The sequence below is a fragment of the Pseudomonas sp. S2_B07 genome, from assembly GCF_054668435.1.
Genome location: NZ_CP162769.1, coordinates 5,087,649 through 5,102,757 on the forward strand (window position 1 = coordinate 5,087,649; position 15,109 = coordinate 5,102,757).

Annotated in this window: 14 protein-coding genes; 8 read left to right on the forward strand and 6 right to left on the reverse strand. The window is 58.4% G+C overall.

Going from position 1 to position 15,109, the window contains the following annotated elements:
- Nucleotides 1–125 precede the first annotated feature (125 nt).
- Nucleotides 126–2,861, forward strand: a complete 2,736-nt coding sequence (gene secA / locus AB4N43_RS23425) for a preprotein translocase subunit SecA (protein ID WP_027922923.1) — start codon at nt 126–128, stop codon at nt 2,859–2,861.
- Here secA and AB4N43_RS23430 read toward each other — a convergent pair.
- Complete coding sequence (locus AB4N43_RS23430) at nt 2,833–2,985, reverse strand: hypothetical protein (RefSeq protein WP_155953712.1); 153 nt, start codon at nt 2,983–2,985, stop codon at nt 2,833–2,835. The two genes, secA and AB4N43_RS23430, sit on opposite strands and share 29 nt — an antisense overlap.
- Between AB4N43_RS23430 and argJ the strand changes: the two genes are divergently transcribed.
- The 3 genes from argJ to AB4N43_RS23445 all read left to right on the forward strand — a co-directional run bounded on the left by argJ (nt 2,984) and on the right by AB4N43_RS23445 (nt 5,945).
- A complete protein-coding gene (gene argJ, locus AB4N43_RS23435) occupies nt 2,984–4,201 on the forward strand; it encodes a bifunctional glutamate N-acetyltransferase/amino-acid acetyltransferase ArgJ (protein WP_027922924.1) in 1,218 nt (405 codons plus the stop codon). The genes AB4N43_RS23430 and argJ overlap by 2 nt on opposite strands.
- 164 nt (nt 4,202–4,365) lie before the next feature.
- Complete coding sequence (locus AB4N43_RS23440) at nt 4,366–4,998, forward strand: glutathione S-transferase family protein (protein WP_460151992.1); 633 nt, start codon at nt 4,366–4,368, stop codon at nt 4,996–4,998.
- Nucleotides 4,995–5,945 (forward strand): Nudix family hydrolase, encoded by a 951-nt coding sequence (locus tag AB4N43_RS23445; RefSeq protein WP_027922926.1) that lies wholly within the window; start codon nt 4,995–4,997, stop codon nt 5,943–5,945. The genes AB4N43_RS23440 and AB4N43_RS23445 overlap by 4 nt, the downstream gene beginning before the upstream one ends.
- Before the next feature lie 29 nt (nt 5,946–5,974).
- On the opposite strand, the gene AB4N43_RS23450 is transcribed toward AB4N43_RS23445, so the two are convergent.
- From AB4N43_RS23450 to AB4N43_RS23460, 3 genes are read right to left on the reverse strand one after another with little or no spacing between them, the layout of a single operon-like run.
- Entirely contained in the window at nt 5,975–6,556 is a 582-nt protein-coding gene (locus AB4N43_RS23450; RefSeq protein ID WP_027922927.1) for a cob(I)yrinic acid a,c-diamide adenosyltransferase, read from the reverse strand.
- Nucleotides 6,557–6,559: 3 nt separating this feature from the next.
- A complete protein-coding gene (locus AB4N43_RS23455; RefSeq protein ID WP_027922928.1) occupies nt 6,560–8,596 on the reverse strand; it encodes an ATP-binding protein in 2,037 nt (678 codons plus the stop codon).
- A gap of 45 nt (nt 8,597–8,641) precedes the next feature.
- The gene (locus tag AB4N43_RS23460; protein ID WP_460151993.1) at nt 8,642–9,559 is read right to left on the reverse strand and encodes a putative 2-dehydropantoate 2-reductase; all 918 of its coding nucleotides are present in this window, start codon (nt 9,557–9,559) and stop codon (nt 8,642–8,644) included.
- A 140-nt stretch (nt 9,560–9,699) separates the two neighbouring features.
- On the opposite strand from AB4N43_RS23460, the gene AB4N43_RS23465 reads away from it, so the two are divergent.
- Together AB4N43_RS23465 and AB4N43_RS23470 are read left to right on the forward strand one after the other, a co-directional pair.
- Nucleotides 9,700–10,185: a YajQ family cyclic di-GMP-binding protein gene (locus AB4N43_RS23465; protein ID WP_007906601.1), complete on the forward strand. Its 486-nt coding sequence runs from the start codon at nt 9,700–9,702 to the stop codon at nt 10,183–10,185.
- Nucleotides 10,186–10,323: 138 nt separating this feature from the next.
- Nucleotides 10,324–11,166, forward strand: coding sequence for a mechanosensitive ion channel family protein (locus AB4N43_RS23470; RefSeq protein ID WP_027922930.1), 843 nt, complete (start codon nt 10,324–10,326; stop codon nt 11,164–11,166).
- Nucleotides 11,167–11,307: 141 nt separating this feature from the next.
- Here the strand turns inward: AB4N43_RS23470 and AB4N43_RS23475 are convergent, their stop codons facing one another.
- Complete coding sequence (locus AB4N43_RS23475; protein WP_027922931.1) at nt 11,308–12,636, reverse strand: OprD family porin; 1,329 nt, start codon at nt 12,634–12,636, stop codon at nt 11,308–11,310.
- 875 nt (nt 12,637–13,511) lie between these two features.
- Here AB4N43_RS23475 and AB4N43_RS23480 point away from each other — a divergent pair.
- Together AB4N43_RS23480 and AB4N43_RS23485 are read left to right on the forward strand one after the other, a co-directional pair.
- Nucleotides 13,512–13,937 (forward strand): HIT family protein, encoded by a 426-nt coding sequence (locus AB4N43_RS23480; protein WP_027922932.1) that lies wholly within the window; start codon nt 13,512–13,514, stop codon nt 13,935–13,937.
- A 3-nt stretch (nt 13,938–13,940) separates the two neighbouring features.
- The gene (locus AB4N43_RS23485) at nt 13,941–14,147 is read left to right on the forward strand and encodes a SlyX family protein (protein WP_010457497.1); all 207 of its coding nucleotides are present in this window, start codon (nt 13,941–13,943) and stop codon (nt 14,145–14,147) included.
- 74 nt (nt 14,148–14,221) lie between these two features.
- Here the strand turns inward: AB4N43_RS23485 and AB4N43_RS23490 are convergent, their stop codons facing one another.
- Nucleotides 14,222–14,824: a cold-shock protein gene (locus AB4N43_RS23490; RefSeq protein WP_460151994.1), complete on the reverse strand. Its 603-nt coding sequence runs from the start codon at nt 14,822–14,824 to the stop codon at nt 14,222–14,224.
- Between the last annotated feature and the right edge of the window lie 285 nt (nt 14,825–15,109).

Sequence of the window (15,109 nt, forward strand, 5' to 3'; positions counted from 1 at the left end):
GGAATAACGCCACTTTCCTCACCATCGTTTCCGGGTAGAATGCTCGTTCGCATGCGGCCATGAGGGCTGCACGGGCGACTCACGGGGCCGCCCTCCATCCCTTTAGTGTGGAAGATCCTGCCGATATGTTTGCGCCTTTGTTAAAGAAACTTTTTGGAAGCAAGAACGAGCGTGAAGTCAAACGCATGCTCAAGACGGTGCAATTCGTCAATGCCTTCGAAGAGCAAATGGTGGCCCTTTCGGACGATCAATTGCGTGCCAAGACAGACGAGTTCAAGGCCCGCATCGCCAAAGGGGAATCCCTCGACAAGCTGTTGCCAGAAGCCTTTGCGGTCGCCCGCGAAGCCGGCAAGCGTGTCATGGGTATGCGCCACTTCGATGTCCAGCTGATCGGCGGCATGACCTTGCATGAAGGCATGATCGCGGAAATGCGTACCGGTGAAGGCAAGACCCTGGTGGCAACACTGGGCGTTTACCTCAACGCGCTGTCCGGCAAGGGCGTGCACGTTGTGACAGTGAACGACTACCTGGCCCGTCGTGACGCCAACTGGATGCGTCCGCTCTACGAATTCCTCGGCCTGACGGTCGGCGTGGTCACGCCGTTCCAGCCACCGGAAGAGAAACGTCTGGCTTACGCCGCTGACATTACCTACGGCACCAACAACGAATTCGGTTTCGATTACCTGCGCGACAACATGGCGTTCAGCATGGAAGAAAAATTCCAGCGCGAACTCAATTTTGCCGTGATCGACGAAGTCGACTCCATCCTCATCGACGAAGCCCGTACTCCACTGATCATTTCCGGTCAGGCCGAGGACAGCTCCAAGCTGTACATCGAGATCAACAAACTGATCCCGCGCCTGGAATTGCACGTCGAAGAAGTTGAAGGCGAAGTCACCAAGGCCGGCCACTACACCGTCGATGAGAAGACCCGTCAGGTTGAACTCAACGAAGCGGGCCATCAATTCGTAGAAGAATCGCTGACCTCCCTCGGCCTGCTGGCTGAAGGCGAGAGCCTGTACTCGGCCCACAACCTGGGCCTGCTGACCCACGTTTATGCCGGTCTGCGCGCGCACAAACTGTTCCACCGCAACGTCGAGTACATCGTGCAGGACGGTCAGGTTGTCCTGGTCGACGAACACACCGGTCGTACCATGCCGGGTCGTCGTTTGTCCGAAGGCCTGCACCAGGCCATCGAAGCCAAGGAAAACCTGAACATCCAGGCCGAAAGCCAGACCCTGGCATCGACCACGTTCCAGAACTACTTCCGCCTGTACAACAAGCTGTCCGGCATGACCGGTACGGCTGACACCGAGGCGTTCGAGTTCCATCAGATCTATGGCCTGCAGGTCATGGTCATTCCGCCGAACAAGCCGTTGGCCCGTAAGGACTACAACGACCTGGTGTTCCTGACGGCCGACGAGAAATACACGGCCATCGTGGCGGACATCAAGGAAAGCATGGCGGCGGGCCGTCCGGTGCTGGTGGGTACCGCGACCATCGAAACCTCCGAACACATGTCCCGCCTGCTGGTGGAACAAGGCATCGAACACAAGGTTCTGAACGCCAAGTTCCACGAAAAGGAAGCCGAGATCATTGCCCAGGCCGGTCGCCCAGGCGCACTGACCATCGCCACCAACATGGCCGGTCGTGGTACCGACATCCTGTTGGGCGGTAACTGGGAAGTGGAAGTGGCGTCCCTGGAAGATCCTACTCCGGAGCAGATTGCCCAGATCAAGGCCGACTGGCAGAAGCGTCACCAGCAAGTGCTCGAATCGGGCGGCTTGCAGGTCATTGCTTCCGAGCGTCACGAATCGCGCCGTATCGACAACCAGTTGCGTGGTCGTGCCGGTCGTCAGGGCGACGCCGGTTCCAGCCGCTTCTACCTGTCGCTGGAAGACAGTCTGATGCGCATCTTCGCCTCTGACCGAGTGAAGAACTTCATGAAGGCCCTGGGCATGCAGCCAGGCGAGGCGATCGAGCACCGTATGGTGACCAACGCCATCGAAAAGGCTCAGCGCAAGGTTGAAGGCCGTAACTTCGATATTCGTAAGCAACTGCTCGAGTTCGACGACGTCAACAACGAACAGCGTAAAGTGATTTATCACATGCGTAACACGTTGCTGGCCGCCGACAACATTGGCGAAACCATCGCTGATTTCCGTCAGGACGTGCTCAACTCTACCGTCAGCGCGCACATTCCACCGCAATCGCTGCCTGAGCAGTGGGACGTGGCCGGTCTGGAGGCTGCGTTGCAGAGCGACTTCGGTGTGGCGCTGCCGATCCAGCAATGGCTCGACGAAGACGATCACCTGTACGAAGAAACCCTGCGCGAGAAGCTGATGCAAGAGCTGATCGCGGCGTACAACGAGAAAGAAGACCAGGCGGGTGCCGAAGCGCTGCGCAGCTTCGAGAAACAAATCGTACTGCGCGTGCTCGACGACCTGTGGAAAGACCACCTGTCGACCATGGACCACCTGCGTCATGGCATCCACTTGCGTGGCTATGCCCAGAAGAACCCGAAGCAAGAGTACAAGCGCGAGTCGTTCACGCTGTTCTCCGAGCTGCTGGATTCGATCAAGCGCGACTCGATCCGTGTGCTGTCGCACGTTCAGGTTCGCCGCGAAGATCCGGAAGCCGAAGAGCAACGCCTGCGTCAGGAAGCCGAAGCACTGGCCGCACGCTTGCAGTTCCATCACGAAGAAGCACCGGGTCTCGAGCAAGTGGAACCGCTGGGGGAAGATATTGATGTCGCCCTCGCCGCAGCACCGGTTCGTAACGAGCAGAAGCTGGGCCGCAACGAACTGTGCTACTGCGGTTCGGGCAAGAAATTCAAGCATTGCCACGGGCAGATTCAGTAAAACCCGTTTCAAACGCTGAAATACCCGCGCCGCGACCGGCATCAGCCGTCGCGGCGTTTTGCCATTTAATACCGCCGTTCATCGCATGACGGTGATGACTACATTTTTTGAGGAGCGCATTCATGGCTGTTGGTCTTGGTCCTTTGCCAACGTTGCACCCGGTTGCCGGTTTTGAACTCGGTATCGCCTCGGCCGGCATCAAGCGCCCGGGGCGCAAGGATGTTGTGGTCATGCGCTGCGCCGAAGGTTCCACCGTCGCTGGCGTTTTCACCCTGAACGCCTTTTGCGCCGCCCCGGTGATCCTGGCCAAGCAACGCGTGCAAGGCCCGGTGCGTTACCTGTTGACCAACACCGGCAATGCCAACGCCGGCACTGGCGAACCTGGCCTGGCCGCCGCCGAGCGCACTTGCGCCAAACTGGCTGAGCTGACGGGCGTCGATGCCAGCCTGGTGCTGCCTTACTCCACCGGTGTGATTGGCGAGCCGCTGCCGGTCGAGAAAATCGAAGGCGCGCTGCAAGCAGCCCTTGACGACCTGTCGATCCACAACTGGGAAGCGGCCGCCACCGGCATCATGACCACCGACACCCTGCCCAAGGGGGCGAGCCGCCAGTTCCAGCATGACGGCGTGACCATCACCGTCACCGGCATCAGCAAAGGCGCGGGCATGATCCGTCCGAACATGGCGACCATGCTCGGCTACATCGCCACCGACGCCAAAGTCTCCCGCGATGTGCTGCAAAACCTGTTGTTGGACGGTGCCAACAAGTCGTTCAACCGCATCACCATCGACGGCGACACGTCGACCAACGACTGCTGCATGTTGATCGCCACCGGTCAGGCTGCACTGCCGGAAATCACCCGTGCCGAAGGCGAGTTGTTCGCCAAGTTGAAGCAGGCTGTTTTCGAAGTGTGCATGGACGTGGCCCAGGCCATCGTTCGCGACGGCGAAGGCGCGACCAAGTTTGTCACCGTTGAAGTCAACGGCGGCGGCAATCACCAGGAATGCCTGGACGTCGGCTACACCGTGGCGCACTCGCCGCTGATCAAGACGGCGTTGTTTGCTTCCGACCCGAACTGGGGCCGCATCCTGGCTGCCGTTGGCCGGGCGGGCGTGCCGAACCTGGACGTGAGCAAGATCGACGTGTTCCTCGGCGACGTGTGCATTGCCAGCCGTGGTGCGCGTGCCGCGACTTACACTGAAGCCCAGGGCGCTGCAGTGATGCAGCAGGAAGAGATCACCATCCGTATCGAGCTGGGTCGCGGCGATTGCAGCGAAACCATCTGGACCACCGACTTGTCCCACGAATACGTGAAGATCAACGCCGAGTACCGTACTTAAGATCGATTCACCCCCATCGCGGGCAAGCCCGCTCCCACAGGTTCAGTGGCGTACACAAAGGTTGTGTTCAACGCGTTCACTGTGGGGGCAGGCTTGCCCGCGATGACGGACGGCCAGACACCGAAGATTCCGGTCTGTACCCCTCATCAAAAAAGGTCCCGAACATGAGCCTCCACCTGATCATCGGCGACAAACTGCTTTCCTCCTGGTCCCTGCGCGGCGCACTGGCCCTCGAGCTGACCGGCGCGGCCTACACCGAAGAATTGATCAAACTGGGTCAACCCGACACCCGCGAACGCCTGCTCAAGCATTCGCCGACCGGCAAAGTCCCGCTGCTGAAAACCGAACACGGCACCATCGCCGATTCCCTGGCGATTGCCGAGTACCTGGCCGAGCAGTTCCCCAATGCCGGTCTCTGGCCAAAAGATACCGCCGCCCGAGCCCAGGCGCGTTCGGCTTGTGCGCAGATGCACGCCGGGTTCTTTGCCATGCGCGGCAACATGCCGTTCGACCTGAGCCGCAATGCGCCGCTGTCGCCGACGCCTGATGATGTTCAGGCCGATATCCAGCGCATGCTGGCGTTGTGGGCGGAATGCCGAACGGTGGCGACTGACATGGGTCCGTTCCTGTTCGGCGGCACAACCCTGGCCGATGCGTTCTTCGCCCCGATTGCCGTACGCCTGCGCACCTATCAGGTGAAATTGCCGGCAGCGGACGAAGCCTATGTCGAAGCCATCTACCAATGGCCGGCGTTCAAGGCCTGGCAGAAGGCAGGTCTGGAGGAGGTCGGGCAGTGAAACGAGTTCATGTAGCCGCTGCCGTTATCCGTGATAACAGCGGCAAGATCCTTATCGCACGCCGTGCCGACACTCAGCACCAGGGCGGTTTGTGGGAGTTTCCCGGTGGCAAGGTCGAGGGCGACGAGTCCGTCGAAACCGCACTGAGTCGTGAGCTTCAGGAAGAGCTGGGCATTGTGGTCAGCGCCGCGCGACCGCTGATCAAAGTTCATCACGACTACCCGGACAAGCACGTGTTACTGGATGTCTGGGAGGTCTCGGCTTTTACCGGCGAACCCCACGGCGCCGAAGGTCAGCCGTTGGAATGGGTGTCACCACGCGACCTGTTGAACTACGAGTTCCCGGCGGCCAACCAGCCGATCGTCGCGGCTGCACGCTTGCCAGCGGAGTATCTGATTACCCCCGAAGATCTGGAAACCCCGGCCTTGCTGCGCGGCATTCAGAAAGCCATCGCCGGTGGGATCAAGTTGATCCAGCTACGGGCGCCCAACGGCTACGATCCAAAGTACCGCGACCTGGCGGTGGACGCAGCCGGGCTGTGTGCGGGCAAGGCGCAACTGATGATCAAGGGGCCGTTCGAATGGCTTGGTGATTTCCCGTCCGCCGGTTGGCACATCACCTCCGCCCAGTTGCGTAAATACGCAGCGGCCGGGCGACCACTGCCGGCGTCGCGCTGGTTGGCGGCGTCGTGTCATAACGCTGAAGAACTGGCGTTGGCCGAGCAAATGGGCGTGGACTTTGTGACCCTCTCGCCGGTGCAGAAGACCCAGACTCATCCGGATGCGCAGCCGTTGGGTTGGGATCAGGCTTCGGCGTTGATGACGGGCTTCAGCAAGCCAGTGTTCCTGTTGGGCGGTGTTGGCCCGGCAGAGCGGCAACAAGCCTGGGAAGCCGGGGCTCAGGGCGTGGCGGGGATTCGGGCGTTCTGGCCGGATTCTTTGGAGTAGCTGCCACCCCCATCGCGAGCAGGCGCCGGTTAAACCTGAGGTTTCACCGCCGCCTGCCACAAAATCTCCGCAACCCCCTGCCGCTTGGCAATCACCCGCGCCACCACAAACAACACATCCGACAACCGATTGATATACGCCAACCCAACCCCGGCCAACGGTTCAATCGCATTCAACTGCTGGCACCGCCGTTCCGCAGTGCGCGCCAGGCATCTGCACACATGCGCCTGAGCGATCAATGCTGAACCGCCGGGCAGTATGAAATTCTCCAGCGGTCCCAACTCTTCATTCCAGTGATCAATCGCCGCTTCCAGACGTTCGATCTCCGCCGCGTCCAACGCCTGATACTCCGGCATCGCCAGCTCGCCACCCAAGTCGAACAAGCGGTGCTGGCAAGGCGCCAACACCTCGATCACCTCGTTCAACCCCGGATATGTGATGCGTTCTGCGGCCAACCCGGCCAACAGCACACCGACCTGGCTGTTCAGCGAGTCGACTTCGCCAATGGCTTCGATCCGCGGGTGATCCTTGGGCACCCGGCGACCATCGCCAAGCCCGGTTTCGCCTTTGTCGCCAGTGCGGGTGTAAATTTTCGACAAGCGAAAGCCCATGGGTTACCTCGATAGCTGATTGAGTTCTTGAGAGATGACTGGCGTGCCCGCCAAGGGCAGGCGCAAGGTGAAACAGGTGCCTTGGCCCGGCGTCGATTGCACTTCCATCTGGCCCTTGTGATTGTTGGTGATGATGAAATAGGAAACCGACAGGCCCAACCCCGTGCCCTGGCCGATTTCCTTGGTGGTGAAGAACGGCTCGAACGTGCGTTTGCGCACGTTTTCGCTCATGCCGATGCCGTTGTCCTCGACCTGGATTTCCGCCCAGGGCGGATTCAGTTTGGTGCGCAGAATGATCCGTCCCGGTTCGCGGTCATCTTCACGCTGGTGAATGGCCTGAGCCGCGTTTTTCAACAGGTTGAGCAGCACCTGCTCCAATTCGTTGGCCGTGCCGGGCACCGGGCCGAGGGCCGGATCGAACTGGCGAATGATTGCCTGGCCCTTGAAGTCGAAACCAATCGCCAGGTCGAAGTCGTTACCGGCGATTTCCACCGCTTGATCGATCAGCGCCGGCAGGTCGCACGGGGCCATTTGCCGGGTGCTGCGACGGCTGAAGCTGAGCATGTGCGTCACAATCTTCGCCGCCCGGGCGCCGGCTTGCTGAATGCCGTCGAGCAGTTGCGGGACTTCGCGCGCTTGCAGGTACCGGTTGACCGTTTCCAGCTCGATGCCAATGTGCTCGGCCTGCTCCAGGTTCTTCGGCAGGTCAGGTGACAGGCGTCGGCGAATGTTCTGCACGTTGTGCAGGATCGCGCCCAACGGGTTATTGATTTCGTGGGCCATGCCGGCGGCGAGGCCACCGACCGAGAGCATTTTCTCCGACTGCACCATCATTTCTTCCAGCGACAGGCGCTGAGTGATGTCATCGATCCGGATCACCACGCCGCGCCCGGCGCCGCCCATCAGCGGGTAAAAGGTCAGGGCGTAATGCTTGGGCTCATCGTCCTTGAACCACGTTACCCGCTCGATCTTGGCCACGGTGTGCTGCTCGACGGTTTGCTTGAGCTGCGGCAGAAACGGCTTCAACGGTTCGAAGGCGAGGAAGATCGGCTGGTTCAGCGCTTCGTCCAGGCGCGTGCCGGACAGGGCACTGGCCTCCTGATTCCACTGGGTCACGTAGAGCTGTTCGTCGAGGGCGATCAGCGCCGACGGCATGGAGTCGATGATGCTGTTGAGGTAGTTCTGGAAACCGGTGAGCTTTTTCTCGATCTTGCTGCGCACCTGGACTTCGAGTTCCAGCTTGCGATTGGTGTGGCGGGTTTCTTCGGCCAGGCCCTGGGCCTGGTCGTAAGCGGCCTGGGAGTCGTCCCGCGCCCGTTTGAGTTGCTGCTCACGGGCTTCGATCCGCGAGAGCATGGTGTTGAACGCCTCGGCGAGGCTGCCGATTTCGTCGTGGTTGCCACGGGAGGCTCGCAGCGCGTAGTTCTCTTCGCGGGTCACCTGCCGGGACAGCTCTTCGAGCTCATGGATGGGGCGGGTAATCAGCCGTTTGATTTGCCGGGCAATCACCAGCCACAACAACACGCTGAAGATCAGAATGCCCAGGCTGGCAGTCAGGGTTCCGGTGTAGAACGCCATTGGCAGCTCACTGCTGGCCACCAGCAACAAATGACCAGGCTCAGTGCCGGGGCGGGGCAGGGTGATCAGTTGATTGCTGCGAAACTCGGTCGCTTGCCAAGCCTCTATGTGCTGATAGCGCCCCGGCAGGCTGAGTTTGTCGCCATGCTGCAACTGGGCCAGCCGTTCGCCCTTGCCGTCATAAATGGCGGCTGCACGCAGCGGCGAGTAACTGTTGAGTTCGTTGAGCAGGCGTTCGGCGTTTTGTGGCGTCTTCAGGGCGTCGGCCACCAGGCTCGGGTTCGACACCAGTCGGCCAATGGTCTGCAAGGCTTGGGGCGCCATGCTTTCCTGGGAGATGTAATACGCCGCGCTGATGAAGGTCAGGTTGGCAACCAGCAGGATGGTGATCAACAGCACCAGCAGGGCGGCCAGCAGCTTCTGGCCGACGGGAAGGTTTTCAAGGCGCTGGCGCAATGGCATCAGGTTCGTCGCTTAAATGGAACACGTGGCCAGCGTAGCCGCTGCTCAGTCGCTGGGCAATCCAAGGCTGTGCAGATGGCCGATCAGCCGCTGCTGTAATTGATGCAGGTGGGGCAGGTTCAGTTGATGACGCTCGGCCACTTTGCACACATGGCCCAGCAGGTAGGTGATTTCGGTGCGGCGCTGATTCGCGACGTCCTGGTACATCGAGGAGTAGTTGGCCGCCGTGGCCTGGATGACGCGCTCGACTTCCTGTTGCAGGTTTTCTGCCGCAGCGGGCTGACCACACCGTTCCAGCAACTCGGTCAATTCGCCGCAGAGAGTCGCGACTTCGCACTGATGCGCCTGCAATCCGCCATTACGGCAGTTATGAAGGACTGTCAGGGGGTTGATCGCACAGTTAAGCGCCAGTTTTCGCCACAGCCGCGTGAGAATGTCGGTGCTCCATTCATGGGGGATTCCGGCAGCCACCAGGTCATCCAGCCAGATCGGCGCAACCGGATGGCCTGCATCCCCCAGCCAGGTGTAACCGTGGCCCGCGAACACCACACGCCAGTCGCCATCGCGAAACGCGCCTTCGGTACTCGATGCACTCACGCAACGGGCTTGCGGCACCTGCGCCGCCACGGCGTCCTGACTGCCGAGGCCGTTCTGCAGCAGGATCAGCTCGGCGTCGGGTGTCAGGCGTGGCGCCAGTTGTGCGACGGCTTTCTCGGCGTCGTAAGCCTTGCAGGCCACCAACAGGCGGCTGATCGGTTCGCGGCTGTCCGGTGTTTCGCCGGGGATATCATAGGTATTGGCTACGTCGTGCTCGACCAGCGTCAAACCGCCTGCGGCTTGATATGCCTGCAAGCGCTGCGCATCCCGAACGATCAGCCTGACCGGCAAATCGGCCCGCGCCAGACGTGTGGCCCACAACGTGCCGAGGCTGCCGGCGCCCAATACATGCCAAGTAGTCGACATCAGCTTTTTGCTCGGTTTGAGGCAGGCATGTGAGGCTCGCAGTATCGGTTGGAAAAGACCCGTTATAATGAGCCCGATTTTAACCGCAAGCCAAGCGCGCGCCATTGCAATCGAGCGCGCCTTTTTATTGGAGAGATTACATGCCGTCGTTCGACGTGGTATCCGAACTGGACAAACACGAAGTCACCAACGCGGTCGAAAACGCCGTCAAGGAACTCGATCGCCGTTATGACCTGAAGGGCAAGGGCACCTTCGAGTTCAAGGAAAAGGACCTGACCGTCAACCTGACCGCCGAGGCCGACTTCCAGCTCGAAGCGATGATCGAGATCCTCAAGCTGGCCCTGGTCAAGCGCAAAATCGACGTGCAGTGCCTTGAAGTCAAGGACGCCTACGCATCGGGCAAGCTGATGAAGCAGGAAGCGGTCCTCAAGGAAGGTATCGACAAGGAACTGGCGAAGAAAATCGTCGCTCACGTCAAAGACGCCAAGCTCAAGGTTCAGGCCGCTATTCAGGGCGAGCAAGTGCGCATTACCGGCAAGAAACGTGACGATTTGCAGGAAGCCATCGCGGCCTTGCGCGCCAAAACGTTCGATATGCCGCTGCAGTTCAACAACTTCCGCGACTGACCTTCAACTTGGGAACCTCTCGGCGTTTTCGGCGTCCGAGGCCCAACCAACGGCAGAAATGATTAAGTCCCCTGGGTTTGGTCGTTCTGCCGTTTATTTTTTTCGCGTGCCGGATAGCCGGAAATCAGGAGAAATTAGATGGATTTGAATACTGAAGTGGACAACCTGGTCAAGGCATCCCAAGCCTGGATTCCAATGATCATGGAGTACGGCAGCCGCGTGTTGCTGGCAGTGATCACCCTGGCCATCGGTTGGTGGCTGATCAACAAAGTGACGCAAAAGCTCGGTGGCCTGCTGGCCCTGCGTAACGCCGACCTGGCGCTGCAAGGTTTTATCAGCAGCCTGGCGAACATCATTCTCAAGGTTTTGCTGATTGTCAGCGTAGCGTCGATGATCGGTGTGGAAACCACCTCGTTCGTCGCGGCGATCGGTGCGGCGGGTCTGGCCATTGGTCTGGCCTTGCAAGGCAGTCTGGCCAACTTCGCCGGCGGTGTGTTGATTCTGTTGTTCCGCCCGTTTCGAATCGGTGACTGGATTGAAGCCCAAGGGGTTGCCGGTACTGTCGACAGTATTCAGATCTTCCACACCGTACTGCGCACCGGTGACAACAAAACCATCATCGTGCCTAACGGCAACTTGTCGAACGGCATCATTACCAATACCAACCGTCAACCCACCCGCAAAGTAGTGTTCGACGTAGGGGTGGATTACGAAGCGGACTTGCAGAAGGCTCGTGAAGTACTGCTGGAGTTGGCCAAAGATCCGCGTGTATTGGCAGATCCGGCACCTCAGGCAGTGGTGTCTACTTTGGGTGACAGTTCGATCACTCTTTCGCTTCGGGTCTGGGTAAAGACGGCGGATTACTGGGAGGTGATGTTCATGTTCAACGAACAGTCCCGTGATCGCTTGAAAAATGCCGGTATTGATATTCCGTTTCCACAGCGGGTTATTCGCGTGGTTCAGGAATCTGCGGTGCAGTGATTGTTTTTTGATCATGTCTGACTCTTTGGTCAGGCATGTTTCTCACGGATTTGATCGTTTTAACGCTTAATTGATAGCCAACGAAAAAGGCCCATCCGAAGATGGGCCTTTTTTTGATTACCGCAAACTAACGTTCTGCAATTACAGAATGTTGAGTGGGTAGTCGGTGATCAGGCGGAACTCAGAGATATCGCCTTCGCCTTCGTCTGCGTTGGCGGTGTGCCATGCTTGACGGATGCGGAACGACAGATCTTTAGCCGGACCGGATTGAATAACGTATTTGGCTTCTACGTTGACTTCGTGGTGTTTGCCGTCTGCACCGTACAGACCAGCGTAAGCGCTGCCTGCTGGAGTGTTGGTGCCGTCGATGTCCCAACCTTTCACGTAACGGGTCATGAAGCTCAGACCAGGTACGCCGTATTCGGCCATTTTCAGGTCGTAACGGGCTTGTACCGACTTCTCGCCAGGGGCGTTGAAGTCAGAGTACTGGATGGAGTTGGCGAGGAAGATCGAGTCGCCACCGCGGTTGTTTTTACCCACACCGACGTAGTCGAACGGGGTATCGCCGTTCACTTTCTGGAAGCCCAGGGTCAGGGTGTGCGCTTTCAGGAACGAGAAAGCAGCAGCCAGGGAGTAGGCGTTGTTGCTGATTTCGCCTGCTTTAGCGTTACCGGTGTCCTTGGTGTTGTAGTAGTTGGCGTCGAAGTTCAACGACTCATCGCCACCCAGCGGGAGGGTATAGTTCGCGTTCGCGTAGTACTGGTTCCAGACGTCTTCGAGCTTGGCACCGTAGAGCGAGAAGCTCAGGTTGTCGTTGATGCCGTATTTGCCACCGAAGTAGTCGATGGAGTTGGCTTTCACGCCAGCGTAAGTAGCCCACAGGTCGCCGTCACGGGCGTTGCTGTCCTGGCTGGTTGCCGAAGTGAAGTGGCCGCCTTCGAGGTCAAGGTCTTTGACTTCGCTGCTCTGCAGTTGGATGCCGGTAGCAGTTTGGTGAAGGATACGGGAACCACCAACAGCGAACACTGGAGCAGTGCTTGGCTGCATGTCGCCGATTTTCAGCTCGGTCTTGGAGATGCGGAACTTGGCAGCAGCGCCGGCTTTGCCTTGGCTATTGTTGACTTCGCCATCGCCGTCCACGGACATGTTGCCCGAACCTGCGTATTTGTCGGAACCGTCCAGCTTGATGGCCAGTTGGCCCCAAGCTTCAACGCCAACGCCGATCAGGCCTTGGGTGTAGCCAGAGCTGAAGTTGCCCTGAATGCCCTGGGTCCAGTCTTTGTCGTCGGTAGCGCCGTCTTTCTTGTTACGGTTGTAGTAGTAGTTACGAACCAGAATGTCGGCCTTCGCGTCTTCAACAAAACCTTTGGCTTCTGCCTGGTCGCTTACGAAAGGTGCGGCTACTGCCAACTGAGTACTGGCTGCTGCTGCAACTGCCAGTGCGATCATGCTCCACTTCATCACGCGCATCGTGATTTGCTCCTTTGGTTTTAGAAGAGTACTGCCGTCCCACCTGTTTTATTATCTGGGCGGCTCTTTCTTTTTGTGTCGGCGCAAACTTATATCACGCCGACCATGTTGGCGATACTTGCGTATCTAACCTTTCAGCTTCTTTACGACCCTGTCGCAAACAGCTTGGTAGATGTCGCAAATTTACAGCCTCAATGCAAGAGGACCGGCAACTTTAACGTTGTTTTCCGGGGCTTGAACATCGGTAAAAAGAGTCCTTGGTGAAACGTCTGAATCTCCATCGGGCAACCCTGCCGCTGTTTTTATTTGCCTTGAGGCCCCCACTTCCAGCAGAGACATCCAAGGCGATGTGGGTGTGAATGCAACAAGCGTGCACAAAACAGAATTTTGTTGCTGTTTTTTTCTGCCTGCTTGTCTATACCTGTAAAAACCTCATAAAACCGGGCGTTTCAAGCACGTTTTGTTCGGGCTTGACGCCAGGTTTGCATCGTGTTCCAGCCTCCGGCTCGGTGCCGTGACAACCAAAAACGTTACCGGTTCACCCCAAAAGTGAGTAGATGGCGGATGCTGACCGACTCAGCGTAGACGAGCTGTGCGCTTTTGGTGCAAAAAATTTGAATCACTGTGCTGAATTCATCCAGTGTTGTTATTTGTCTGAATCGAACACATCGTTGTTAATCAGTCATTTCGGCGGTTTTGGCCGGAGCGTTGGTCCTGTAATGGTGCGTTCTGGCAAAAAATGTCTCATGGCGGGGCGCGTGTCTGGTCGTGAAGAGAGACCCGTTCGCAGGTATGCTGCCGTCCTGTCGCTTGGCGCGCCGTCCCTCGGGAGGGGCGCTAAGCTGAAAAATGAGAACCAGGCGGGAGTGCGCACAGTGTTCGCTTTAGATCCACGGCTTCAACAAGACACGCTACCGATCGGGGATTTCCCGCTCTGCCGGTTGCTGTTGTCCAATGACTCGAATTACCCTTGGTTCATCCTGGTGCCTCGTCGCGACGATATCAGCGAGATATTTCAGTTGGGTGTCGCCGAGCAGCAACAGCTCTGGCAGGAGACAACCGCGCTGGCGGAAACGCTCAAGGATGCGTTCGACGCTGACAAGCTGAATATTGCGGCGCTGGGTAATGTCGTCAGCCAGTTGCACATGCATGTGATCGTGCGCAAACGCGAAGACGCCGCCTGGCCTGCGCCGGTCTGGGGCAAGGTGCCGGCCAAACCCTATGATGCAGGCCAGATCGCTGCGATTCGCGAGCGGCTGCGTTTGGTGTTAGCCGAAGACTTTACGTTTCTGGAGGGTTGAATCATGAGCCTGGAAGATCGCGTTACCGATCTGGAGAGTCAGTTGGCGTTTCAGGATGACACCATCCAGTCATTGAGTGATGTGCTGGCGACGCAGCAGCGAGCCGTTGAACGCCTGCAGCTGCAAATGGCAGCACTGCTCAAGCGCCAGGAAGAAATGGCCGGGCAGTTCGAAACCTTCGAAGAAGAAGCACCGCCGCCGCATTACTGACTTTTTTGATAAAGAAGCAGCCAATAAAAAACCGCGAACAGCCTGGCTGTTCGCGGTTTTTTTTAGCCTTTGAATCAGCGACGCGGCAGTGCGGCGATCACATCTTCGGCTTGCAGGCCTTTGTCACGGTTCATCACAGAGAATTCCACGCGCTGGCCTTCGACCAGAACGCGGTGACCCTCGCCACGAATAGCGCGGAAATGCACGAAAATATCATCGCCGGAATCGCGGGAAATAAAGCCGAAGCCTTTGGAGGTGTTGAACCACTTGACGGTGCCGGTATCGCGGTTGCTCATGTCATAGCTTGGCGAGGCGGCGGCTGGTGACGATTTGTAGAAGCTGACGCCCAGGTGCAGTAACACGGCGGCCATGGCTGCGACCAGGCTGAACAGGACGGCAGGTTGACCGGCGATGACGGGCATCGGCGCGAGCAATGTCAGGATTTGCAGGAGGACGGCCAGTACCAGCAGAACGCTGACCAGGTTTTGCAGTTGGTGACGAGGGCCTTTGTTCCAGTAAGGGATAACAGGAGCAAGGGTGAGGTTCAGCAGGCCGAAAAAGGCCAGGTACAGTGCATCGGGTTGTTGCAGGTAAGGGATCGCTTCAGCTCGCAGGCTGGGGATGAAGGACAGCAGCAGGGCCGCTGCGCCCGTTAGCAGGTGGACGATTTTCAACATTTTGATTAACTCACGTTAAGACGGATCACGAGGAAGAGCTGATGGAATACGGTTCGCTTCGGAACAATAAGAGGCGTTGGGCACGTATTCGGTATCAGCCTATGCGCAGCCCCCGAAAAATAGGCGGTCGCGACACACTGTCTATTTAACAGCAAAGCCTGCAGCTACTCAAATCAGGCAGTCCGGCGGTGCCTGGGAGGTTGATTTGTCGCAGGTCGGTGCGTCATTCGGGGCGGTGGGGTGTTGGCAGGTTTGTTGTGCGCGGCTTTCTTCTATTAAGGACGA